At 70.7% G+C, this 22,830-nt stretch carries 22 protein-coding genes; 8 read left to right on the top strand and 14 right to left on the bottom strand.

Annotation, left to right across the window (positions count from 1 at the left end; all coding sequences use genetic code 11):
• From OG718_RS16180 to OG718_RS16165, 4 genes are all read left to right on the top strand, one after another.
• On the top strand, positions 1-474 hold the full coding sequence (locus tag OG718_RS16180) for an indole-3-glycerol phosphate synthase (RefSeq protein WP_186001213.1): 474 nt from the start codon (positions 1-3) through the stop codon (positions 472-474).
• Between the two features lie 162 nt (positions 475-636).
• Positions 637-2,025: a UDP-N-acetylmuramate--L-alanine ligase gene (murC, locus tag OG718_RS16175; RefSeq protein ID WP_328844459.1), complete on the top strand. Its 1,389-nt coding sequence runs from the start codon at positions 637-639 to the stop codon at positions 2,023-2,025.
• A 28-nt stretch (positions 2,026-2,053) separates the two neighbouring features.
• Positions 2,054-2,461 carry a peptide-methionine (R)-S-oxide reductase MsrB gene (msrB, locus tag OG718_RS16170; RefSeq protein WP_143638495.1) on the top strand — a complete coding sequence of 136 codons (408 nt, stop codon included), beginning with the start codon at positions 2,054-2,056 and terminating at the stop codon, positions 2,459-2,461.
• A 65-nt stretch (positions 2,462-2,526) separates the two neighbouring features.
• On the top strand, positions 2,527-2,982 hold the full coding sequence (locus OG718_RS16165; RefSeq protein WP_328844458.1) for an RpiB/LacA/LacB family sugar-phosphate isomerase: 456 nt from the start codon (positions 2,527-2,529) through the stop codon (positions 2,980-2,982).
• Between the two features lie 38 nt (positions 2,983-3,020).
• On the opposite strand, the gene OG718_RS16160 is transcribed toward OG718_RS16165, so the two are convergent.
• The 11 genes from OG718_RS16160 to OG718_RS16110 all read right to left on the bottom strand — a co-directional run bounded on the left by OG718_RS16160 (position 3,021) and on the right by OG718_RS16110 (position 16,248).
• The gene (locus tag OG718_RS16160) at positions 3,021-4,058 is read right to left on the bottom strand and encodes a lysylphosphatidylglycerol synthase transmembrane domain-containing protein (RefSeq protein WP_328844457.1); all 1,038 of its coding nucleotides are present in this window, start codon (positions 4,056-4,058) and stop codon (positions 3,021-3,023) included.
• Positions 4,059-4,412: 354 nt separating this feature from the next.
• A complete protein-coding gene (locus OG718_RS16155; protein WP_143638499.1) occupies positions 4,413-5,027 on the bottom strand; it encodes a GTP-binding protein in 615 nt (204 codons plus the stop codon).
• A complete protein-coding gene (locus OG718_RS16150) occupies positions 5,014-5,370 on the bottom strand; it encodes a DUF742 domain-containing protein (RefSeq protein ID WP_143638501.1) in 357 nt (118 codons plus the stop codon). Before OG718_RS16150 ends, OG718_RS16155 begins: the two co-directional genes overlap by 14 nt.
• A 1-nt stretch (position 5,371) precedes the next feature.
• Positions 5,372-5,800: a roadblock/LC7 domain-containing protein gene (locus OG718_RS16145; protein ID WP_055617928.1), complete on the bottom strand. Its 429-nt coding sequence runs from the start codon at positions 5,798-5,800 to the stop codon at positions 5,372-5,374.
• An 11-nt stretch (positions 5,801-5,811) separates the two neighbouring features.
• A complete protein-coding gene (locus OG718_RS16140) occupies positions 5,812-8,277 on the bottom strand; it encodes a sensor histidine kinase (protein WP_328844456.1) in 2,466 nt (821 codons plus the stop codon).
• Positions 8,278-8,549: 272 nt separating this feature from the next.
• Positions 8,550-9,572, bottom strand: a complete 1,023-nt coding sequence (locus OG718_RS16135; protein ID WP_143638505.1) for a substrate-binding domain-containing protein — start codon at positions 9,570-9,572, stop codon at positions 8,550-8,552.
• 196 nt (positions 9,573-9,768) lie between these two features.
• Positions 9,769-10,731, bottom strand: coding sequence for an ROK family protein (locus OG718_RS16130; protein ID WP_143638698.1), 963 nt, complete (start codon positions 10,729-10,731; stop codon positions 9,769-9,771).
• A 59-nt stretch (positions 10,732-10,790) separates the two neighbouring features.
• Positions 10,791-12,596 carry an ABC transporter ATP-binding protein gene (locus OG718_RS16125; protein WP_328844455.1) on the bottom strand — a complete coding sequence of 602 codons (1,806 nt, stop codon included), beginning with the start codon at positions 12,594-12,596 and terminating at the stop codon, positions 10,791-10,793.
• Positions 12,593-13,477 (bottom strand): ABC transporter permease, encoded by an 885-nt coding sequence (locus OG718_RS16120; RefSeq protein WP_143638507.1) that lies wholly within the window; start codon positions 13,475-13,477, stop codon positions 12,593-12,595. The genes OG718_RS16125 and OG718_RS16120 overlap by 4 nt, the downstream gene beginning before the upstream one ends.
• Entirely contained in the window at positions 13,474-14,433 is a 960-nt protein-coding gene (locus OG718_RS16115; protein WP_306937067.1) for an ABC transporter permease, read from the bottom strand. The genes OG718_RS16120 and OG718_RS16115 overlap by 4 nt, the downstream gene beginning before the upstream one ends.
• A gap of 21 nt (positions 14,434-14,454) precedes the next feature.
• Positions 14,455-16,248 carry a peptide ABC transporter substrate-binding protein gene (locus OG718_RS16110; RefSeq protein WP_143638511.1) on the bottom strand — a complete coding sequence of 598 codons (1,794 nt, stop codon included), beginning with the start codon at positions 16,246-16,248 and terminating at the stop codon, positions 14,455-14,457.
• Positions 16,249-16,476: 228 nt separating this feature from the next.
• Here OG718_RS16110 and OG718_RS16105 point away from each other — a divergent pair, with 228 nt between their 5' ends.
• Positions 16,477-17,682, top strand: coding sequence for an ROK family transcriptional regulator (locus OG718_RS16105; protein WP_143638513.1), 1,206 nt, complete (start codon positions 16,477-16,479; stop codon positions 17,680-17,682).
• An 81-nt stretch (positions 17,683-17,763) separates the two neighbouring features.
• Complete coding sequence (locus OG718_RS16100; RefSeq protein ID WP_328844454.1) at positions 17,764-19,287, top strand: M81 family metallopeptidase; 1,524 nt, start codon at positions 17,764-17,766, stop codon at positions 19,285-19,287.
• A 67-nt stretch (positions 19,288-19,354) separates the two neighbouring features.
• On the opposite strand, the gene OG718_RS16095 is transcribed toward OG718_RS16100, so the two are convergent.
• From OG718_RS16095 to OG718_RS16085, 3 genes are all read right to left on the bottom strand, one after another.
• Positions 19,355-20,170 (bottom strand): SAM-dependent methyltransferase, encoded by an 816-nt coding sequence (locus tag OG718_RS16095; RefSeq protein ID WP_200395291.1) that lies wholly within the window; start codon positions 20,168-20,170, stop codon positions 19,355-19,357.
• A 121-nt stretch (positions 20,171-20,291) separates the two neighbouring features.
• On the bottom strand, positions 20,292-20,504 hold the full coding sequence (locus tag OG718_RS16090; RefSeq protein ID WP_186001225.1) for a DUF397 domain-containing protein: 213 nt from the start codon (positions 20,502-20,504) through the stop codon (positions 20,292-20,294).
• Between the two features lie 40 nt (positions 20,505-20,544).
• Positions 20,545-21,420: a helix-turn-helix domain-containing protein gene (locus OG718_RS16085; RefSeq protein ID WP_143638520.1), complete on the bottom strand. Its 876-nt coding sequence runs from the start codon at positions 21,418-21,420 to the stop codon at positions 20,545-20,547.
• A gap of 376 nt (positions 21,421-21,796) precedes the next feature.
• On the opposite strand from OG718_RS16085, the gene OG718_RS16080 reads away from it, so the two are divergent.
• Positions 21,797-22,348: an ATP-binding protein gene (locus tag OG718_RS16080; RefSeq protein WP_143638522.1), complete on the top strand. Its 552-nt coding sequence runs from the start codon at positions 21,797-21,799 to the stop codon at positions 22,346-22,348.
• Positions 22,326-22,805, top strand: a complete 480-nt coding sequence (locus OG718_RS16075) for a hypothetical protein (RefSeq protein WP_143638524.1) — start codon at positions 22,326-22,328, stop codon at positions 22,803-22,805. Before OG718_RS16080 ends, OG718_RS16075 begins: the two co-directional genes overlap by 23 nt.
• Positions 22,806-22,830 lie beyond the last annotated feature (25 nt).

Genomic DNA, 22,830 nt, shown 5'->3' with positions numbered 1-22,830 from the left:
GTGTTCACAAGCGTACTGATGATCGAGAAGGCCCTGACGTCCGCGGACGTGGAGTTCGTCACCAGCTTGCACGGTGACGAGGACGTCGCTTTCCATGTGCTGCTCCAGCCCCGCGGCGATCAGGCGGACCGGCTGCTGCGGGCCATCGACGACGTGGCGCTCGGCGAGCTGGACGAGGCGGCGCGCGAGCATGAGACGCCCGAGGGCGAGGAGGCCGTCGGCCAGGGACAGAAGGCCCTGGAGGTGTCTCTGGTGGCGTTGCGGGCGGCGGGGAGCGAGGCGGAGGGGCGGCTGATCGAGGATCATCCGCTGGATGCGCTGAAGGGGCTCGTGGACGAGATCGACGCGGATGAGGTCATCGTGCTGACCGATCCTCATTACGTGGAGGAGTTCTTCCACCGGGACTGGGCCTCGCGGGCTCGGCACAAGGTGGGGGTGCCGGTCCTGAAGCTGTTCTCGCACAGCAAGTCATGAGTGGGGTTGTGGAGGTCTGAGTTTCGGCTGCGGGTGCGTGGGGGCTGGTCGGGCAGTTCCCCGCGCCCCTCAAGGGTGTCTGTCGGCGCACCGAATAGGCTGGGGCCGCGTTCTTTCGCGGGGCGTGCTCACCGTCGTACCGAAATCCTGGGAGAAACACGTATGGCACCCGGTCTTCCCACCGCCATGGACCGACCGCACTTCATCGGCATCGGCGGTGCCGGGATGTCGGGGATCGCGAAGATCCTCGCGCAGCGCGGGGCCGAGGTCGCGGGCAGTGACGCGAAGGAGTCCGCGACCGCCGAGGCCCTGCGCGCGCTGGGGGCGACGGTGCACATCGGCCACGCGGCCGGGCATCTCGCCGACGACGCGACCTGCGTGGTCGTGTCGTCCGCGATCCGCGCCGACAACCCGGAGCTGGCCCGCGCCGCCGAGCTGGGCATCCCGGTCGTCCACCGTTCGGACGCCCTCGCCCGTCTGATGGACGGCCTGCGGCCGATCGCGGTCGCGGGCACCCACGGCAAGACGACCACGACGTCGATGCTGGCCGTCTCCCTGTCGACCCTGGGCCTGAACCCCTCGTACGCGATCGGCGGCGACCTCGACGTCCCCGGCTCCAACGCCCTGCACGGCGAGGGCGAGATCTTCGTCGCCGAGGCCGACGAGTCGGACCGCAGCTTCCACAAGTACGCGCCCGAGGTGGCGATCGTGCTGAACGTGGAGCTGGACCACCACGCCAACTACGCCTCCATGGACGAGATCTACGAGTCCTTCGAGACGTTCGCGGGCAGGATCGTGCCCGGCGGCACCCTGGTGATCACCGCGGACCACGAGGGCGCGCGCGAACTGACCCGGCGGCTCTCGGACGACATCCGGGTGGTGACGTACGGCGAGTCCGAGGACGCGGACGTACGTGTCCTGTCCGTGGTCGCCCAGGGACTGAAGAGCGAGGTGACCGTCGAGCTGGACGGCTCGCCGCTCACCTTCACGGTCTCGGTCCCGGGCCGCCACTACGCGCACAACGCGGTGGCGGCGCTGGCGGCGGGCGCGGCCCTCGGCATCCCGGCGGCGGAGCTGGCCCCGGCCATCGCCTCGTACACGGGTGTCAAGCGGCGGCTCCAGCTGAAGGGCGAGGCGGCGGGCGTGCAGGTCATCGACTCGTACGCGCACCACCCGACGGAGATGACCGCGGACCTGGAGGCGATGCGCGCGGCGGCCGGTGACGCCCGCATGCTGGTCGTCTTCCAGCCCCACCTGTTCTCCCGCACCCAGGAGCTGGGCAAGGAGATGGGCGAGTCCCTGGCCCTGGCGGACGCCTCGGTCGTGCTGGACATCTATCCGGCCCGCGAGGACCCGATCCCGGGCGTCACGAGCGAGCTGATCATCGAGGCGGCCCGGGCCGCGGGTGCGGACGTGACGCCCGCGAAGGACAAGGCGGACGTGCCCGCGGTGGTGGCGGGAATGGCGAAGCCCGGTGATCTCGTTCTCACCATGGGCGCGGGTGACGTGACGGACCTCGGACCCGAGATCCTGACCCGCCTGTCGAAGTAGCCGTACCTGAGTTGAGGGGTTGAGCTTCATGTCGTACGACATCGAGAAGCCGGACGAGCAGTGGCGCGCGGAGCTGAACCCGGCCGAGTACGCGGTCCTGCGCAAGGCCGGCACCGAGCCGGCGTTCACCGGCGAGTACACCGACACCAAGACGAAGGGCGTGTACTCCTGTCGCGCCTGCGGCGCTGAACTCTTCACGTCCACCGAGAAGTTCGAGTCGCACTGCGGCTGGCCGTCCTTCTACGACCCGAAGGAGTCCGACGCGGTCGAGCTGATCGCGGACCGGTCGCACGGGATGGTGCGGACGGAGGTGCGGTGCGCCCGGTGCGGGTCGCATCTCGGGCACGTCTTCGAGGGCGAGGGGTATGCGACCCCGACCGACCAGCGGTACTGCATCAACAGCGTCTCGCTGCGGCTGACGCCCGACGAGGGCTGATCAGGAAGGGCGGCGACGAAACAGCGGTACTGCGTCGCCGTCATCCGCTGAGTAGGCTCCGAGGCATGCGGATCTCCGTCTCCTCCGACATGGACGAACCCGTCGCCCGCGCCCTTCTCGAAGAGTTGCGCGGGCGCGGTCACGAGGTGCTGGCGCACGGGGCGTTGCGCCCCGGGGACGATCCGCAGTGGGCGGTGTGCTCGGCGACGGCGGCTCGTGAGGTCGCTGCCGGGAGGGCCGATCAGGCGGTCGTGTGCTGCTGGACCGGCACCGGGGCGTCGATGGCCGCGAACAAGGTGCCGGGCGTGCGGGCCGCGTTGTGCACGGACGCGTACACCGCCCAGGGCGCGCGGCGGTGGAACGACGCCAATGTGCTGGCGCTCAGTCTGCGGCTGACGTCCGAGCCGCTGCTCAAGGAGATCCTCGACGCCTGGTTCGCCGCTGAGGCCAGCGAGGACGCCGAGGACCGGGGGAACGTGGCCCATGTCGGACGGCTCGACCTCGGAACAGTCGAGTCGTAGTTCCTGGTTCGTGGCCGGGCCCCGTCGTCCGGCGCGGCTCACAGCACCTTGCGGTGCACCAGGATCGACAGGACCAGCGCGCCCGGCAGCAGGGGTACCCAGACCGTCAGGACGCGGTAGCCGATGACGGTCGCCGCGGCGATGCCGACCGGTGCGCCGAACGCGACCATGGTGAACACCAGGGCCGCGTCGACCGGCCCGATGCCGCCGGGCGCGGGCACGGCTCCGACCGCCGTACTGGCGAGGAGCAGCGCGAGGATCACCTGCGCCCAGGACAGCGGGAGCCCGAGCGAGAACCCGACGGTGGCGATCACGCTCCCCTGGAGCAGCGGAGTCGCGGCCGAACCGCCCCAGAGGGCGAGGATCCGGGCCGGCCGGGTGTGCAGCCCCCGGACGTCGGTCAGGGCGGTGCGTACGCAGTCGAGGGCCGGGCGGCGCAGCGGACGCACGGCGGTCACGAGCAGCGCGGCCGAGCCGAAGGCGAGTGTCACGGCACCGGCGACCAGGAGCATGGTCCGTTCGTCCGGGACGAGTTCACCGAGGTGCAGCAGCTCCGGGAAGGCCACCATGAAGACCAGCAGCACCAGCGTCTTCGCGATCGGCTTGACCAGCGAGTACAGGGCGAGCGAGGCGGTGGCCCTGGCCAGGGGGATGCCGCGGCCCTGCAGGAAGCGCAGGGTGACGGCGTGGGCGCCGATGCTCGCCGGGAGTACGTGATTCGCGGTACCAGCGGCGACCTGGGAGGCGAGCAGCAGCCCCGGCGGCAGCCGGTCCGGTATGGCGCCCTGCCGCACACACGCGGCGGCCACCCACCCCAGGCAGGTGAACAGGGCCGCGGCCAGCAGCCACCAGGGGTCGGCGGAGGCCAGTCGGGCTGCGCCGTCACGGACGGCACGCCAGTCGAGCACCGCCCACGCCCCGATGAGGAGGAGCGGGAGCAGGCTCAGCGCCCAGCGGGTCAGGCGCGCGGCGGCGGAGAAGCGGGAGCGGGACGGCGAGAGGGACGGGGAAGGGGAAGCGGGGGCGGGCGTGGGGAGCGCCCGGGGGACGGTGGTGTCGAGCGGCAGCAGGGACACGGCGCACGTCGTCCTTCCGCGTCACGCCCGCGCGGGGTGCGGGGCGGACGGATACAAGGCGAGGCAGGAGGGGACGACGGAAACCTGCCCGCCCGGTGTGACGGCGTGGTGTCCAGGAACCGAAGGAGCGCGGGCGGGCGGGCGACGCGGGCCACCTTGTACCGAGTGCCGGCCGGGCGGAGTGTCTGCGGGGGCGACCTGAGCATGTTCGTCGTGGGCGGGGCGGCGCCGAGTTCCGCTGCCGCCCCGGCTCGGCGCGGCTCGGCTCTCTCCAGCCGGCCAGCCAGCCGAGCCTGGCCAGCCAAGTCAGGCCTGGCCAGCCAAGTCAGGCCCGGCCGGTCCCTCCGACGGGCCTCACACCCGGCCGCTCGGCCGTCCGCTTCCGTTGCTCTGGGCCGAGGTGGCTATCAACTGGTCTATCAGTGCGATCAGTACGTCCCGGCACGACTCCCGGTCCCGGGCGTCGCAGAGCAGCACGTGGGTGTGTTCCGGCAGGGCAAGGGCGTCCCGGATCTCGTCCGCGGCGTACGGATGCTCGCCGTGGAAGCCGTTGACGCCGACGACGAACGGGATGTCGCGCCGCTCGAAGAAGTCGATGGCGGCGAAGCTGGACTCCGGGCGTCGGACGTCGACGAGGACCACGGCGCCCAGCGCACCGATGGCCAGGTCGTTCCACATGAACCAGAACCGCTGCTGCCCCGGCGTGCCGAAGAGATACAGCACGAGTTCCTGGCTGAGCGTGATCCGGCCGAAGTCCAGGGCCACGGTCGTGGCGTGCTTCTCCGGGATGCCGTTGAGGTCGTCGATGCCCAGGCCGGCCGAGGTCAGTGGTTCCTCGGTGCGCAGCGGCACGATCTCGCTGACGGCGCCGACCATGGTGGTCTTGCCGACGCCGAATCCCCCGGCGATCAGGATCTTGACCGTGTCGGGTGCTGAGGTCCCCTGGATGACGGGGTCAGAGCCGGCCAAGGCCGTCCCTCACTTTCTGCAGCAGGTCCATGTCCGAGGTTCGGGAGATCTGGCGTGGGGCGTGGGCGACGATCCGGCCCGCCTCCAGCAGGTCGCAGAGCATGATGCAGACCACGCTGACCGGCAGGTCGAGCTGGGCGGCGAGCTCCGCGACCACGACCGGCTTCGCACACAGCCGAAGGATCCGCGTGTGCTCGGGCTGCGGCCGGGCGGCCCGGTCGGGCGGCGGGTCCACCGTGGTGACCGACGTGATGAGGGTGAAGTCGGTGCGGCTGGGCCTGGTGCGGCCGCCGGTCAGCGTGAACGGCCGCACCAGACGGCCGCTCGCGTCGCCTCCGTTCACTTCACTCGCCGTTGTCGGTGACGGCGACGCCCGCCCGCGGTGCCGCGCTGAGGTGTTCGCCGATCTTCTTCACCAGCATGTTCATCTGGTACGCGACCACGCCGACGTCCGCACCCTGGCTGGTGAGCACGGCCAGATGGGCGCCTGGCCCGGCCGTGCTGAGTATCAGATAACTGTTGGCCATCTCGATGAGCGCCTGCCTCACGGGACCGCCGCGGAAGTCCATGCTGACGCCCTTGCTGAGGCTCATCAGACCGGACGCGGTCGCCGCAAGACGCTCGGCGTCATCACGTAGGAACCCCGTGGACCTGCTGACGACCAGTCCGTCCTCGGAGAGCACGACGGCGTGGTTCACCTCGGCGACCCGGTCCACCAGTCCGGTGAGCAGCTGGTCGAGCTGGCTGTGCGTGGCGGGGATGGGGCGTGTCATTTCTCTGTCCTTCATGAGCGGTCTGCGGGCGGAGTCGAGGGGACGGATGCGCCTTCGGGTGCGATTTCTTCCCCTTGGTCGTACGCCGTATCCGTGTCGTTGTCACGCGCCTGGAGCGTTCCGCGCTGGAAACCGGAGAGGGAGGACGCCGCGCGCTCCGCTGTGAAGTCCGCGAAGGGGTCGTCGGCCTCGGCGGACGCGACCGGCGGCGCGTCCTCCCGCAGCTCGGCGGCCAGGCTCGTCTGCGGAACCCGGCGCGGCAGCGGGGCGATGCCGCCGGGCCCCGGAGCGGCCGTGCCGGAGCGGGCCGCACCGGAGGCGACCCGTGTCCCGGCCGCCTGAGGCGTCCGCGCCCGGGCGACGGGCTGAGCCTCCCGCGAGCGCTCGTGGGTCTGCCGGTCGGGCCCCGGGATCCGGTCGGCAGAGCTCTTCGCGGCGACGCCGACCGGCTCGGCGACCGGATCACCGGCAGGTTCCCCGCCCTGCTCCCGGGCGGCCGGCAGGGCCCCGTCGGCGTCCTCCACGTCCGCGGAGGGGGATTCGAGGGGCTCGCGCACCACGATCTCGTGCGGGATCAGCACGATCGCGGTGGTGCCCCCGTACGGCGAGGACCGCAGTGTGACGGTGATGCCGTGCCGGGTGGCGAGCCGGGCGATCACGAACATGCCGAGCCGCAGGTCGTCGGCGAGCGCCACCACGTCGAACTGCGGGGGCACCGCCAACTGGGCGTTGAACGACGCGTAGTCCTCCTCGGACATGCCGAGACCGCGGTCCTCGATCTCGACGGCCAGACCCTTGGCGACCATTCCGGCCCGCACGCCGACCGGGCTGGGCGCGGGGGAGTACGCGGTCGCGTTGTCGATGAGTTCGGCCAGCAGGTGGATGACGTCCGCCACCGCCGGCGGGGTGAGGAACACCTCCTCGTCGGTGTTCACCTCCACCCGCTGGTACTCGGCGACCTCACCGACGGCGCTGCGCAGGATGTCGATCAGCGCGACCGGTTCGGTCCAGCTGCGCCGCGGCTGCTCGCCGCTGATGATGACGAGGTTCTCCTCGTAGCGGCGCAACTGGCTCGCGGTGGAGTCCAGTTCGTACAGGCCCTTGAGGATGTCCGGGTCCTGGTGCCGGCGCTCCAGCGCGTCCAGCTTGGTGAGCTGCAGGTTGACCAGGTTCTGGCTCTGCCGGGCGATGCCCAGGATGACCTTCTGGAAGCCCCGCCTGGTGTCGGCGAGTTCCACCGCGGTGTGGACCGCCGTCCGTTGCGCGGCGTTGAACGCCTGGGCCACCTGCCCGAGTTCGTCCCGGCCGTAGTCCAGCGGGGGAGTGGCCGACTCCACGTCGACCTTCTCGCCGCGGTTGAGCCGTGCCACCACGTCGGGCAGCCGCTCCTCGGCCAGGCTGAGGGTGGCGATACGCAGTCCGCGCAGCCGCCGGGAGAGGGAGCGGGTGATCCGCCAGGACATGAGGACGCACACCAGCAGGGCGACGAAGCCGCCGGCGCTCAGCGCGGCCGCCTTGATCAGCAGGTCCTCCGCCCGGTCGTCACTGCGTTCCAGCAGTGCCGCCGTCTCCTGGCGGATCAGGGCGGTGTACTGGTCTCCGAGTTTGTCGAACGCGGGGCTCCACTGCTTCTGCGCGTCCGGCAGGGTGATCTTCCGGCCGTCGGTGAGGCCCTTCGCGCGGGCCGCGACCACCTGGTCCTCGACGCCCTCCAGGGTCTTCCACTCCGGACCCTGCAGGATCCGCTCGGTCTGCGTCTTCACCGAGCCGCGCAGCGAGGGCACCAGCTGGTCCTCGACGAGCCAGCGCTTCGTGTTGACCAGCTGGACGTAGTGGTTCCACGCGTTCTCGTCGAGCTTCCCGGACGGCCAGGCCAGGTGCAGCTGGGCGTCCTCCTGGGAGACCAGCTCGGCCGAGTGCTCCAGGGCGACCAGCGGGCCGGCCTGCGAGGTGAGTTCCCCGTCGTCGACCTGGGAGAGCTCCTGGAAGGCGTGGATCTGGTCGTCGATGATCGAGGTGTACTGGTCCAGTGCCTGGTCGGGGGTGATGTCGGTGGGGTTGTCCACCTGGCCCCGGTAGTACTCCAGGCTGCCCACCGACGCGATGACCGAGTACATCCGGTCGCTGATCCGCTCGGGGGCCCGCTGGATCGCGTCGGACTGGCCGACGAGGGTCGCGACCGCCTTGTCGGTACGGGCCCGCTGCTCGTCCAGGGCGGTGCGCGAACTGCCGGGCCTGGCCAGCAGTACGGCCGACAGACTGCGCTCCCGCTGCAGCGCGAGCGTCGCCTCGGTGCCCATGGCCCCGGTCGACTTGCTCAGCTCCGTCTGGTCCCGCAGCCGCAGACCCTCCGAGAACATCTGGATCGTCGTCACGCCCCACATGGCGGCGAGGGTGACGCTGGGCACCAGAGCCAGCAGGATCAGTGAGAGACGTATGGAGCCGAGACGGCGGCGGGAGCCAGTCCGTGGAGACATCGTCGTCCTAGGGCGATCAGCGGTGAGCGGAAGGGGTCTTGGGGGAAGTCGGGTGGTCAGCAGGGGTGGGCGGCGGGACGAGGGCGGCGGGTGACCGCGTGTCCGGAACAGCACAGGGGGTGCGCAGGATGCTATCCGTACAAGTGACCGTACGCACGGTGAGTACCCCAAACCTTGGCGACGCCGTTACCTGACGGCGCCGGATCAGCCGGTCCGGCACCGCGGTTCGTCGGGTTCGGCACTGCCCTTCGGCCGGTCCGCCACGGGGCGTGTCACCGCGTTCCGTTGGCCGCGAACTTCGAGACCGCGGCGACGTTCTGCTTGGTGACGAAGGCCGGTCCGGTGAGCACGGGCTCCTCTCCGCCGCCGCTGACGTTGCCGTTGGTCTTGTACAGCCAGAACGCGTCCACGGCGAGATAGCCCTGCAGATAGGGCTGTTGGTCCACGGCGAACTGAACGTCCCCGCTCTGCACCGCCTTCACCAGGTCCTTGTTCAGGTCGAAGGTGGCGACCTCGGCCTTGCTGCCCGCCTCCTTCACCGACTTCACCGCCGCGAGCGCGAACTCCGCGCCGTTCATGACGACTTCGTCGATGGTCCGGTCCTGCCGCAGGGCTGCCGCGACGGAGTCGGTCACCGCGTCCATGTCGGTGCCGTCCACGTAGTGCATCTCGGTCCGGCCGGCGAACGTCTTCTTCACCCCGGCGCAGCGGGCCTCCACGGCGACGTTGCCCCGCTCGTGGATGACGCACAGGGCGTGCTTGGCGCGCAGGGCGTCCAGCTTGTCGCCGACCGCCTGGCCCGCGACGCTCTCGTCCTGGCCGAAGTACTGCAGCAGGCCACCGGACTTCCAGGCGTCGATACCGGAGTTGAGACCGACCACCGGGATGCCCGCCGCCCTGGCCGCGGCGACCGCGCTCCTCATGGCCTCCGGCTTGGCCAGGGTCAGCGCTATGCCGTCGACCCGGTCGGCGATCGCGTCCCGCACCAGGTCGGCCTGGCCCTTGGCATCGGGGTTGCTCTCGTAGGTCAGCGCGATGCCGTCCTTGGCGGCGGCCGCCTGCGCGCCCTTCTGCACCAGCTCCCAGAAGGCGTCGTTGGGGGCGCCGTGGGTGATCAGGGCGACCTTGATCCCGCCGGCGCTCGCCTTGCCCGCCGCGTCGGCGTCCGAGCCCGCGTCCGATCCGCCGGAACCGGAGCAGCCGGACGCGAGCAGACAGACGGCCGCGACGGCGGCGGCCAGAGCGGTGGCGCGCGTGGATCCGGTGGGGACGGGACGTGAGGGAGTCGTGTTCATGGGGGGTATGGCACCTCGCTGTGCGGCCGGGCAAGCGGATGGGGAGCGTGAAGTCGGTGTGACCGTCGGCGGATCAGGTGTGCCGACTGTCGGACTTTTGCTGGCCGGAGCCAATCGTGTGTGACGCCTGGTAGTCAAGTGAGCGCCCAGATGGCCGGAGTTGTCTTTTTTGATCTTGAGGTGGAGTGAGAAGCGGTCAACCACTCCTGGAAGTCGTCGTGTTGGCGCCCTCGGAGCGGGGCCGGAGCGGAACGAGGGGTTCCCGGGATTCCGTACGGGCGCGGGAGGCCGCCCCGACCGCGACGGCCGCGCTGCCGAGCCCGGCCCGTACGACCCGGACCGGGTGGCCGCTGACGGGGGGCTCCGCCGTGAGCGCGGCCCGGATCGACGGCTCCAGGAGAGTCCAGGCGCCGCTGACCCCGCCGCCGATCACGAAGGTCGTGACGTCCAGCATGCCCGCGGTGATCAGGATCGCGCGGGCGACCGCGGCGCCGGCGGCCTCGTACACGGCGAGCGCGTCCGGGTCGCCGCGGCCCGCCGCCTCGGCGACGGCGCGGGCGCTGCGGTCGAGCCCGGTCCGTTCGCCGTACCGCGCGGCGATGGACCGGCCGGAGGCCAGGGTCTCCAGATGGCCGCGGCCGCCACAGGTGCACGGGAGGTCCCCGAAGCCCGGGATGTGGCCCGTCTCGCCCGCCGCGCCATGCGGCCCCTCGTACAGCGCCCCGTCCAGCCACAGCGCGCCGCCGACCCCGGTGCCGAGCGTCATGCCGAGGACGTGCCGCTCGCCCGCGACGGCGCCCTTGGCCACCTCGCCGCGCAGAAACGCGTTGACGTCGTTGTCCAGGAAGACCGGTACGCCGAGCGCGGCCCCCATGGTCGCCGTCACCTCGAAGCCGGCCCAGGCGTGGAAGGAGTCGCTGGCCACGAGGACGCGTCCGGCGCGGGCGTCGACCAGACCCGCCGCGCCCACCCCGACCGCGCGCAGACGGGCCGGTACGCGCGCCAGGAGCAGGCCCAGCGCGTCGAGCGCGGCGCCGACCATCGCCGTGCCGCCCTCCGCCGCGGGCGTGGGCACCTCCTGGCTGTCCACGACGGCGAGTTCGGGCGTGCAGAGCACGACGTGCGTGGTCGTGCCGCCGATGTCGACACCGGCGAACACCTCGGTGACGGTGGTGGTGGCGGGCGGACCCGGCTGGGGTGGACGCGGCTGGGGTGCGGTCACGCCCCGCCCTCCGTTCCGGCGGCGGCGAGCGCGGCCTGTCGTTCGGTACGGCGCACACGTTGGAGCACCGGGTCGGGTACGGGCACGGCGGCGATGAGCCGACGGGTGTAGTCCGTCTCCGGGTGGGTGAGAGTGGTCGCGGTGGCGCCCTCCTCCTCGACCCGGCCCGCCCGCATGACGACGACGCGCCGCGCGAACTGCTGGACGACCGCGAGGTCGTGGGAGACGAAGAGACAGGCGAAGCCGAGCTCGTCCTGGAGCTCGGCGATCACGTCCAGGACGGTCTGCTGCACGCTGACGTCGAGCGCGCTCGTCGGCTCGTCGGCCACCAGCAGCCGGGGGTCGAGGATCAGCGCCCGGGCGAGACTCACCCGCTGCCGCTGTCCGCCGGACAGCTCGCGCGGCCCGCGGCCCGCCAACTCCCTGGGCAGCCGCACGCGTTCGAGGACCTCCGCGACCCGCGCCCGGCGCTCGGCCGCCGGCATCCCGCGGCGGTGCACCCGCAACGGTTCCGCGACGCACTCGGCCACGCTCATCCGGGCGTCCAGAGAGGCCACCGGGTCCTGCAGCACCACGCCGACACCGGAGAGCAGGGCCCGGCGCGCGCGTCCCCTGGCCCGCCGGAGATCGGTACCGAACAACGACACCGAACCGGAGGAGGGCGCCACGAGCCCGAGCGCGACGCGGGCAGCCGTCGACTTGCCGGAGCCCGACTCGCCGACGAGCCCGAGGGTTTCCCCGGGGCGTACGGTCAGCGAGACGTCGTGGAGGGCCTGGACGGCCCGCGGCCCGCGCCCGAACCGGACGGAGACGTCGTGCAGTTCGACGACCGGGGCGTCGGCGGGGGTGCCGGGCTCGGTTGTGGGTTCCGGGCCGCGGCGATGGGACGCGACGACGGCGGGCGGGGGCACCACGCTGCCGCTGACCGCCTTGACGCCGCCCACCCCGCCGCCCGCCGGCCCAGGCACGCCCACCCCGCCCACTCCCGCCACAGCCAACCGCGGTACAGCCGCCAACAGCCGCTTCGTGTACTCGTGCGTCGGCCGCAGCAGGACCTCCTCCACCGGGCCGGTCTCCACGATCTCCCCGTCCAGCATCACCGCGACCCGGTCCGCGAAGTCCGCGACGACGCCCATGTTGTGGGTGACGAGCAGGACACCGGTGCCGGAGTCCGCCGCGAGTGCCCGGAGCAGATCGAGGATCTCGGCCTGGACGGTGACGTCGAGCGCGGTGGTCGGCTCGTCGGCGATCAGCAGGCTCGGGGAGTTCGCGATCGCCATGGCGATGACCACGCGCTGCCGCTGTCCGCCGGAGAGCTGGAAGGGGTACGCGGACGCCCGCTTCTCCGGATCCGGGATACCGACCCGGCGCAGCAGTCCGACCGCCTCGGCGGCGGCTTCGCGCGCGGAGACCGGCCGGTGGTTGCGTACGACCTCCGCGATCTGTGCCCCGATCCGGGTCAGCGGATCGAGGGCGGTCGCGGGCTCCTGGAACACCATCGACACCGTGCGCCCCCGCAAACCCACGAGGTCGGTCTCGGCGGCGCCCACGACCTCCGTGCCGTCGACCGAGGCCCGGCCCGACGCCCGCGCGTTCCCCGGCAGCAGCCCCATCGCGGCGAGCGCGACCGTCGACTTCCCTGACCCGGACTCGCCGACCAGCGCCAGCGTCTCCCCGGGCCGTACGTACAGCGACACCCCGCGTACGGCGGGCACGTCACCCGTCTCCGTGGAGAAGGTCACCCCGAGGTCCTCGACCTCCAGGATGCCGCTCATGCCACTCGTCCCCGTCGTGCCGCTCATGCCCGCCCCTTCACGTCGAACGCGTCCCGCAGCCCGTCCCCGACCGCGTTGAACGCGCACACGACGAGGATGATGGCGAGGCCCGGCGGCACGATCAGCCACCAGCGCCCGGAGTACGCGGCCGTCAGCCCGGCCGACAGCATTCCGCCCCAGTCGGTCGACGGCGGCTGGACACCGAGTCCGAGGTACGAGACGTACGCGACGAGCAGGATGGCGTCGGCGACCTGGAACGTCGCCGCGACCACGATCGTGGAGACCGAGTTGGGCAGGATGTGCCGGAAGATCGCCCGGCCGTGCGTCCCGCCGATCGCGCGGAGCGTCAGCACGTAGTCGCGGCTCTTCAGGGTGAGCGTCTCCGCCCGTACGAGACGGGACGGGACGAGCCAGGACACGAACCCCAGGATGAGGATCAGCCCGAGCGAGTCCGGGGTCGTGATCGCCGAGACGACGAGCAGGATGAAGAGCGCCGGGATGGCGATACCGGCGTCCACGACCCGCATCATGACCGCGTCGACCCAGCCGCCCGCGTACCCGGCGACCGCGCCCCACAGTGTCCCGATGACCGTCGCGAGGAGCCCGGCCGCGAGCCCGACGAGCAGCGACACCTTCCCGCCGAACATCAGCCGCCCCAGCTCGTCGTGCCCGACCGCGTCGGTGCCGAGCCAGTGCGCGCCGCTCGGCGCGAGGTTCACCTGGGTGAGGTCGGTGTGGGTCTGGTCGGTCGAGTACACCAACGGGCCCACGAAGCAGAACAGCAGGAAGAGGACGACCACCGACAGCCCGGCCACCGCGAGCCTGTTGCGCGCGAACCGCCGCACGGAGAGGCGGTATCCGGTGGCCAACTCCCGCGTGGCCGCCTCGGTCTGGAGTACGGCACTCATGTCCGGCCCGCCTTCACACGAGGGTCGATGATCCGCTGGACGACGTCGGCGAGCAGCGTGCCGACGACGGTCGCGACGGAGATGACGAGCACACAGCCGAGCAGCACCGGATAGTCCGAGGACTGCGCGGCGCTCCAGAACAGCAGCCCCATTCCCGGGTAGTTGAAGAGCTGCTCGACGACGAGCGCACCGCCGAAGAGCACGGGCACGTAGTAGCCGAGCATCGCGACGACGGGCGTGAGGGAGTTGCGGAAGACGTGCCGCCAGAGGATCGCGCGCGGCCGCGAACCGCCGGCCCGCGCGGTCCGTACGTAGTCCTCCTGGAGGTTCTCCAGCGTCGCCGCCCGCATGTACCGGCTGAACACGGCGACCATCGACGCGGCCCCCGCGACCACCGGCAGTACCAGGGCGCCCGGTTGCGCGAACACGTCGGCGAGCGTCTCGCCCTGGGGTGCCTGCGAGGGGAACCAGTCCAGCCACTGGGTGAACACGAGCACGAGCACAAGTCCCAGGAAGTACACGGGAGTCGCGTACGCCACGAAGCTCACCGTGGTGATGACGTAGTCCACCGGCTTGTTGCGCCGCACCGCCTGCCACATGCCCAGCGGGATCGCCAGCAGCAGCCCGACGAGCGCGGACAGCACGGTCAGGACGAGCGTCTTGGGCAGTCGCTGCTCGATGAGCTGGAAGACCCCCTCGTTGAGCGTGTACGAGGTGCCGAGGTCGCCCTGGAGCAGCGTGCGCAGGTAGTAGAGGTACTGGACGGGGAGCGAACGGTCCAGGCCCTGCTCGTGGTTGAAGGCCGCGATCTGCTGGGCCGTCGCCTGCGGGCCGAGGATCCCGCGTGCGGGACCCCCGGGCAGCGCGTGCAGCAGGCAGAAGACCACGACCGTGACGATGAGGATCACCACGAGGGCCTGGAGGACCCGCCGGGTCAAGTAGAGGAAGGTGTCCATGAGTTGGCTCTCAGCCGTTCCTCACCTGGTCCACTTCCACTGTGCCGGGTGGAAGTTGGCGAGCGAGTCCTGCGAGAAGCCGCCGAGGCCGTTCTTGACGACGGAGATCTGGTAGTCCGGCGCCGGGAGCCAGATGACCGGCAGGTCCTTCGCGAGGGCCGCGCTGTAGTCCTGGACCGCCTGCGACGAACTGGACGTCGTGGACGCGGTGATCAGCTTGTCGACGTCGGGGTTCGAGTAGTTGCCGAAGTTCGAGCCGCCCTTGGTCTGGAACAGCGAGTCGCCGGTCGGGAAGGCGTTGAAGTACCAGCTGCCCGCGGTGCCGAAGAAGGACAGCTGCCACTTGCAGATCGGCTGGCCCGAGGTGCACTGCGGGGTCTGCGAGAGCACCGAGTTGACGGGTGCGGTCTTGATCGAGAACTTGATGCCGGTCTTCTCCAGCGAGGACTGGATCGAGCTCATCATGTTGTCGGTCACGGCCGAGCCGGACTGCGACAGCACCTGCATCTCGAACTTCGTTCCCTCTGCGACGCCTTCACCGCACTGCGCGTCCCCGGTCCCCGGGTCCGTACAGACCATGACCCCGCCCTTCTCCTGCCAACCATGGCCGGTCAGCAGGGACTTGGCGGCCGAGGTCGAGAACGGGTACGGGTTGTCCTTCTGCTCCTGCGAGACGAAGTCGGACGCCTGCGCCTGCGGGACCGGGCCGTAGCCGGGCACGGCCGTGCCGTTGAAGATGACCTTCGCCAGGCTCGTCTGGTCGATCGACCGCTGGACCGCCTGACGCGCGTACAACTGCTTGAACACCGCACCCATGGCGGGGTTGTTGAAGTTGTACGGCATGTAGGTGATCGCCCAGCCGGACCACGGCTTGACCGTGTAGCCCTGCGCCGTGAACCGGTCCTTCTGGTCGAGGTCGGTCGCCTCGATGTAGCCGTAGTCGACGCTGCCGGAGCGCAGAGCGTTCTTCTCGGCGTCCGCCGTCGTGAAGGGGAGCAGGTTCACCGTCGCGATGTTCGCCTTCTCACCGCCGTCGTACTTCTTGTTGGCGGCGAGCACGACCTTGCCGGACGTGGCGAACGACTTGACCGAGTACGGGCCGCTGAGGGTCTTCCACAGCGCGTCCTTGTCGTAGCGGGAGATGTTCTTCGCGGCCGAGTTCAGATACGTCCAGACTTTCTTCGCGCCGGCGGCGGTCCGGTCGGCGTCGGACACCTGCGCGGAGGCGTCCGTCTTGTCCCACACGTGCTGCGGCAGCGGAGTGATCTCGCTGAACTCGTTGGCCAGCATCCACTGGGAGTTGTAGGCCTTGTCGAAGGTGATCGTGAAGTGACGGTCGTCGACGGTCTTGAACGACGTCCAGTTGTCCGGCGCCTTGCCCGGGTTGTAGCCCGCCCACTCCGCCTTGTTCGCCTTGATGAGGTTGAACCAGAACTCGACGTCCCGCGAGGTGATCGGCTTGCCGTCGCTCCAACTGCGGTCGCCCAGCGTGATCTTGACGCTCTTGCCGTCGGACGCGAAGTCGGCGGCCGTGGCGATGGACGCCTTCTTGTTCCAGGCGATCTTGCCGGTGGAGCCGTCGTACGCGACGAGCCGCTCCCACAGACTGTCGGCGATGGACCTGTTGTTGGTGTTGAGGTGCGCGGCCGTACCGATCGGCAGGATCCAGTTCGGCGTGAAGTTCGCGGGCAGCGCGTAGTCGATGGAGTCGGGGGACGCGGACGACGTGTCGTTCGTCCCGGAGCAGCCCGCGAGCAGCAGTGTGCCCGCCGAGACGACGGCACAGGCGACGAGCGTCGTGCGAGCAGGGGACATGGCTCTCCTCAGGTGAACAAGGGCTCAGGGTGCGCGAGGCCGGAGATGAACGGCGGCGCTCGGCGGAGCCAGTCAACGACCGGAAGGTTCGAAGAAACAGGCGGCCCGCTGTAAAAAGTCTGTTACTGCTGTTCTGGAAAAAGTCGCGCGAGGGACATACGGGCATACGCTCGTCGCCTCGACCTCCGGATTTTCCCGGCTTTCCCAATCCTGGGAGTTACTTCGTCCATGTCTGAAAAAAGTGCGGGACACCGGAGGGGCGTCACGGGCGTCTCCTCGCTGGCCGAGAGCGTCCTCGAACTCCTCGCCTCGGGGCAGGCGTCGACCCGCACGGAACTCGTCGCTCTGCTCGGTGCCGCACCCTCGACGATCTCGCTCACGGTCGGCCAGCTCCTGGCGCACGGGCTGGTCGCCGAGCAGGGCACGCGTTCCTCGACCGGCGGGCGTCCGCGCAAGGTGCTGCGCCTCGGCGGGAGCGAGGGGTTCGCCGTCGCGGCCGACCTGGGCGGACGGCACGCGCGCGTCGGGGTCGTCCTGCCCGGCGGCGGGTTCACCGAGGTCTCCACCGTGCCGTTCGCGACGGCCGAGGGGCCCGAGACCGCGCTTCCGGCACTCGCCGAGACCCTGGAGACCCTCGCCGGGCGACGCGGCCGGGAACTGTTGCGCGGCGTCGGCCTCTGCCTCCCGGGTCCGGTCGACGTCGTGCCGGGTGTCGTCACGCTCCCCTCGCGCATGCCCGGCTGGAACCGCTTCCCCGTCCGGGACTGGCTGGAGGAGCGGTTCGGCGTACCGGCCGCGATCGAGAACGACGCCAACTGCATGGCCGTGGGCGAGCACAGCGTCCAGCCCGCCGAGCGCCGCCAGTCGATCATGGTGAAGATGGGCTCGGCGATCGGCGCGGGGGTCATCGCCGACGGGAAGCTGTACCGGGGTGGGACCGGCGCCGCCGGCGAGATCACCCACGTACGGGTCGAGGCGGGCCACGACATCCCCTGCTCCTGCGGCAACACCGGGTGTCTGGAGACCGTCGCCTCGGGCGCCGCGCTCGTCCGGATCCTGCGCGAGCGGGGCCTGGACGTCGCGTCCATCGAGGACGTCGTGCGGCTCGCGTCCGACGCCGATCCGGAGGCCACCCGGGCCGTCCGCCAGGCCGGCCGCTACCTCGGCATGGTCCTGTCCGCGAACGTCAACTTCTTCAACCCCGACGCCGTGTACCTCGGCGGCCTCCTCTCGACGCTCGAACCGTTCGTCGCCGCCGTCCGCAGTCAGCTGTACGAGGGATGCCACCCGCTGGTGACCAAGCACCTGGTGATCGAGCGGGCCAGCCTCGGCGCGGACGCGGGACTCGTGGGCGCGGGCCAGTTCGCACTCCAACGGGCCCTGGCGAACGCCCTCCAGGCCGTCACCGGCACCGTCGCCCCCACCCATCACTGACCACCGTCACCCACCACCGAGCGAGTCACCGACACCCACCACCGCGCGACTCACCGACACTCATCCACCGTGCGAGGAGCCATGCCACAACCGCGTACCCCCGTCGCCCGTCCCCTGATCGCGATCGCCGGGCTCGGCATCGAGTCGTCGACGTTCTCGCCGGCCAGGACCGAGGCCCCCGCCTTCCACCCGCAGCGCGGCGCGGACGTCCTGACGCGCTATCCGTTCCTGGCGCCCGGAACGCCGTTGAGGGATGCCGCCGAGTGGCGCGGCGCGCTGGTCGGCAAGGCGCTGCCCGGCGGTACGGTGACGGCGGCCGCGTACGCCGAACTGGCGGACGAACTCATCGCGAGACTGGGGGAGTTGGAGGACCTCGACGGCCTCTGGTTCGACATCCACGGCGCGATGACGGTGGAGGGCGTCGACGACGCCGAGGCGGTCCTGCTCGCCCGGGTACGGGAGACGGTCGGCCCGGACGTCATCGTGTCCACCTCCATGGACCTGCACGGCAACGTCTCACTCGAACTCGCCCACCTGAGCGACCTGATCACCTGCTACCGCATGGCCCCGCACGAGGACGCCATGGAGACGAAGGAACGGGCGGCCCGCAACCTGGTGGATCTCCTCACGACCGGCGTGCCCCGCCCGGTCAAGGCCTGGATCCCGGTACCGGTGCTCCTGGCGGGCGAACAGACCTCCACCCGCATCGAACCCGCGAAGAGCGTGTACGCGGCCGTCGACGAGGTGGAGGCTACCCAGGGCGTCACGGACGCCGCGATCTGGGTCGGCTACGCCTGGGCGGACGAGCCGCGCAACCGGGCGGCGGTCGTCGTCACGGGCCCGTCGCGAGAGGCGGTCACGGCGGGCGCGGAACGGCTGGCGCGCGGCTTCTGGGAGGCACGCCACGACTTCGCCTTCGTCGCCCCGACGGGCACGCTGGACGACTGCCTGGACGAGGCACTGGCGGCCCCCGAGGCGAACCGGCCCTACTTCATCAGCGACACCGGCGACAACCCGACGGCGGGCGGCGCGGGCGACGTCACCTGGGGGCTCGAACGGGTGCTGTCCCGGCCCGAGTTCAAGGAACCGTCGGGACCGACGGTCATCTACGCCTCGCTCCCCGGCCCGGCCGCCGTGGAGACGGCGGTACGGGCGGGCGTCGGAGCGACCGTCACCGTCACGGCGGGCGCGGAGGTCGACGACCGGCACGCCGGCCCGCTCACCATGACCGGAGTGGTCCACGCGATCCGCCACGGCGACCCGCACGCCCAGATGGAGGTGGTGCTGCGCGTCGGCAGCGTGCACGTGATCCTCACCGCGCTGCGCAAGCCCTACCACCACGAACACGACTTCACCGACCTGGAGTTGTCGCCCCGCACGGCCGACATCGTCCTCGTCAAGATCGGCTACCTGGAACCCGAACTCTTCACCATGGCAGCCGACTGGAAGATGGCCCTCACCCCGGGCGGCGTCGACCAGAACCTCCTCCGCCTGGGCCACCACCGCATCCACCGCCCGATGTACCCGTTCGACAGGGAGATGCCCACCCCCGACCTGACGGCGAGAGTCATCCCCCCGTCGAACGAGCAACCCGCGCCCCGATAGGGGCGCGGGGAACTGCGCGACAAGCCCCCACCGGGCCGCGGACTGAAAACTGGCACCCAGCGGAGCGCTACGGCTTACGGGCCACCGCTCCGTACATCGCGATGTCCTCGTCCCTGATCCCCTCACCACTCGTGGCATCCGGATGCCACTTGTGCACCTGGACGATGCCGGGCTCGACGAGTTCGAGGCCCTCGAAGAACTCGTCGGCCTCGTCGATCGTGCGCAACCGCATGGGCATGTTCCGCGCCGCGTACTCGCGGGCGACCCGCCCCACGTCCTCGGGCGCGAACTCGGCGGTGCCGATGGACATCGCGAGATAGCTGCCGGAGGGGAGGGGCTCCAGGAGGCGGCGCACGATGCCGACCGCGTCGTCCTCGTCCAGGACGAAGTGGACGATCGCGATCACGGTCAGCGCGACCGGCTTGTCCAGGTCGAGCGTCTCGCGGAACTCGGGGGAGTCGAGCACGGCCTCCGGGTGCTGGAAGTCGGCCTCGATGTACGCCGTCTTCCCCTCGGGCGTGCTGGCCAGCAGCCCCTGGGAGAGGGTGAGGACGATGGGGTCGTTGTCGACGTAGACGACCCGTGACTCGGGGGCGACCGACTGGGCGATCTCGTGGAGGTTCGGCGAGGTGGGGATGCCGGTCCCGATGTCCAGGAACTGGCGTATCCCCGCCTCCTTCGCCAGCCAGGCCACCGCGCGGTTCATCCAGTCGCGGTTGGCCTTCATGTGGATCGGCAGGGCGGGCCACTCCCGCGACATGGCGTCGCCCGCCTCCTTGTCGGACGGGTAGTAGTCCTTACCGCCGAGGATGTAGTCGTAGATGCGTGCCGAGTGGGCGTTCTCGGTGTCGATCCGGTCGGCCGGCCATCCGTTTTCGGGCAAAGCCGCCCCTCCTGTCAGGTCGTCGGGTTCGAAGTCAACGCTCAGGAAAATCAAGGGTGTTGATCAAAGCAGAAGTGTTCAGGAAACCAGGGAAGTCTGTGCGCGGGAACAAGGGGGTGCCTCAAAGCAGGAAGTCGGCGGCACCCGCCTTCACGCCGGCCAGGAAACTCGTCATCTCGCGAGGCGTGAAAACCAGCGCGGGACCGTCGGGATCGGTCGACTGGCGCAGTGCGACCCGGCCGTCGCCGAGCTTCTTCGCCTCGACGCAGGCGCCGCCCGCGTCGTCGCTCCACGGCTTGTACCAGCCGCGTGTGCCGAGTTCCCGGGAGGGCATGCCGTTGTGTATGTGCCCGTTGCGTATGTGGTGGTGCACGTCAGAGCTCCTTGCGAATCGCACCGAGGAGAGCCTCGGTCTTTCTGGCGGGCGTCGCCTGCGCGCCCAGCCGGTCCAGAGCCTCGCGATAGACCACGACGTCGTCGTCCTTGTCCAGATAGACAGCGCCCACCAGACCGTTGAGGTAGACGATGTCCGGCAGCTCGCGTGCCCGGAACCGGAAGAGATGGAAAGCCCCCGCCCGCATCGCCGGATGCGGGCCGTTCTTGAACGGCATGATCTGCAATGTCACTTGGGGTAGCGAGTTGACCGCGATCAGATGGTCGATCTGGGCGCGCATCACCTCGGGTCCGCCGACCGGCCAGCGCAGTACGGTCTCGTCCATCACGATCCACACGCGGGGTGGCGAGGGCCGGGACAGCAGTTCCTGGCGCCGCATGCGCAGCGCGACCCTGCGCTCCGTGGCCTCGGTCGCGGCGTGCGGATTCCCGGCGCCCAGCAGAGCGCGGGCGTACTCCTCGGTCTGCAGCAGACCGTGCACGAACTGGGCCTCGTACGCGCGGATCTGCAGCGCCGCCTGCTCCAGGCTCAGATAGGCCGAGAACCAGTCCGGCAGCACGTCACGGTAGGTGTGCCACCAGCCGCGCTTGTTGGCCTCGCGGACCGATTTCAGGAAGGTGTCGATCTCCTGCTGGTCCGTCACGCCGTACACCTGGAGCAGTTTCTCGGCGTCCGGGAGCCTGAGCCGGGCCACCTTGGCGGCTTCCATCCGGCGGATCGTGGAGTGACTGACCCCGATCGCCGCACCCGCCTCCTCGAACGTCAGTCCGGCGCGGGTGCGCAGCTCCTCCAGCTGCCTGCCGAGGATCATGCGCAGGACGGAGGGCGCGCCGCCCCAGTCGGTTTCCGCGGTCACGCCTTACCCCCTCACAGCGGGTTCGAGGTCGCAGTCTGTCACGATCATCCGTTCGACGGAGGAAGCATGCACCTGGCGAATTGCAATTTTCAACTTGTCGGTTGCGGGCTGTTGTTGGCAGGTGTCACAGTGGGGCGTACCGTCCCGGTCCGGTGAACGGCGAGACGATGCGGCCAAGTTGGGGGAGACCGGGCCGCGATTCGTCACTGTGCGCAACGGGTTGTACGCGCCTCGCGGCGGAACCGGATCAAGCGGTACCGGCACTGGCCCGACCCCCGGTGCGAAGGCAGAAGAAAGGCGAACGGCGATGGCTCCGCCCTCCCTCCCCAAGCCATTGGGCCGACTGCCCGCGAGCGAACACCCCCACAGAGCGGGCGTGTTCGGACTCTCCCCGACCCCCGCCTCGGTGGGAGTGGCCCGCAGGAACGTGCGCGAACTGCTGAGCGAATGGGGCACGAGCCCCGAAACCTGCGACAACGCCGTCCTCGTGACCTCCGAGCTGGTCACCAACGCGCTCACGCACACGGCGAGCGAGTGGATCGTCTGCAGACTGCGCACCGCGGGCGGGCGGCTCCACATCGAGGTCGAGGACCAGAACCGCGGCCTGACGCTCCCCGCACAGCGCAGCGCGGGCCCCGACGACCAGGGCGGCCGCGGACTGATGCTCGTCGGCATGGTCAGCACCGACTGGGGCGTCAAGGACAGCGCGAACGGTGCCGGACGCGTGGTCTGGGCCGTCCTGCCCTCCCCGCCGGTGCCGTCGCCGTCCTCCCCGCCGGTGACGTTGCGGTCGGTGCCGCCGCAGCCGACGTCGTCGGAGTCACGAGAACCCGCCTCCACCGGGCGCGCGCCCACCACGCACCTCACCCGGCCCAACCCCCACTCGGCCGAAGGACACCTGCCTCATGGAACTGCAGCACGCCCCTGAACCGCGACCGCGCATGTACGGCTCGCGGCTGCGCCCCTCCGCGACCTTCCCGTCCGGGCGGTCCGGTCGCCTGGTCATCCCCGCCCAGCTGCGCGCCGGGCTGGGCTGCGACGCCGTGACCACCTCCCGCGAGCACGGCGAACGCATCATGAACTCCCTGCCCCGCGTGGGCTGTGTCTTCGCCGACGACTTCGAGGGCGAGGAGCGCTGGTGGTGGATCGTCCCCTCCGGCTCCCACATCGGCGTCACCTGGCCACCCTCCACGACGTACACCGTCGGCGCGCACCTGGCCGACCCGTCCTGGACACGCGCCCGCCGGGGCCCCTGGGCCGACCGGCCCCGGCTGATCCACAGCCCCGCGGGAGGCTCGCCCTACACCCCGCCGATACCCCTGTACTTCCTCACGTGCCGCCTCGCGGGCAGCGTCCCGAGCTGGTCCCTGGGCGCGGCGGACTGAACACTCCCGCCCTTCCTCGAACGCC

The sequence above is a fragment of the Streptomyces sp. NBC_00258 genome, assembly GCF_036182465.1.
In the GTDB taxonomy this organism is placed as follows: Bacteria; Actinomycetota; Actinomycetes; order Streptomycetales; family Streptomycetaceae; genus Streptomyces.
Note: the sequence above shows the minus strand (reverse complement) of the source record. Positions and strands in the feature narration are given on the sequence as shown.